At 40.0% G+C, this 530-nt stretch carries 1 protein-coding gene; it reads right to left on the bottom strand.

Annotated elements, in window-relative coordinates; translation table 11 throughout:
- Nucleotides 1-530: restriction endonuclease subunit S (locus ACLU24_RS06845; protein WP_412611301.1), on the bottom strand; the 530-nt coding region annotated here is incomplete at both ends.

Raw genomic sequence — 530 nt, 5'->3', positions numbered from 1 at the left:
AATTTCGATTTGTCGGTCTGTTCTACAAAGGCGGCGAATTGCTCTTGTAGGGCAAGGGGAGGGATAGGAACGGTTATTTTCCTTATCTCCGACAAGTTCAGAGTTTTTTGAGCGATACCCTTTACTCTTTCCTCAATCTGCCTTTGTGCATCGTTAGAAAGAATAGCACTATGCAGATAAATCGAGTTTACAACACTTGAAATAGGTTTCAGATAGGCTATATGACGCTGAAACAAGAATTTTTTATTTGTTTTTACTACCGCAGGGTGACCGTAAGAGCCAACGGTTGATAACACAATATCGCCTATTTCAATAGGAGTACGCTTGTAAAGTTCATCATAGGTTTCTTCTGATATGAATTTCTCCGCATTATAGGTAATTTCATTTGTTACAATGTTTGATACAAATAGGAACGGTATCCCGTCTTGTGTGAATTTCGGCGGCTGGTGCGTACCATCCGTAATGATTGAGCATATATCCGCTATGGTACGCTTATCATCAGTATTACAGAACATCTCCACAAACCGTGA

This window comes from Pseudoruminococcus sp. (assembly GCF_047012705.1).
In the GTDB taxonomy this organism is placed as follows: Bacteria; Bacillota; Clostridia; order Oscillospirales; family Acutalibacteraceae; genus Pseudoruminococcus.
Note: the sequence above shows the minus strand (reverse complement) of the source record. Positions and strands in the feature narration are given on the sequence as shown.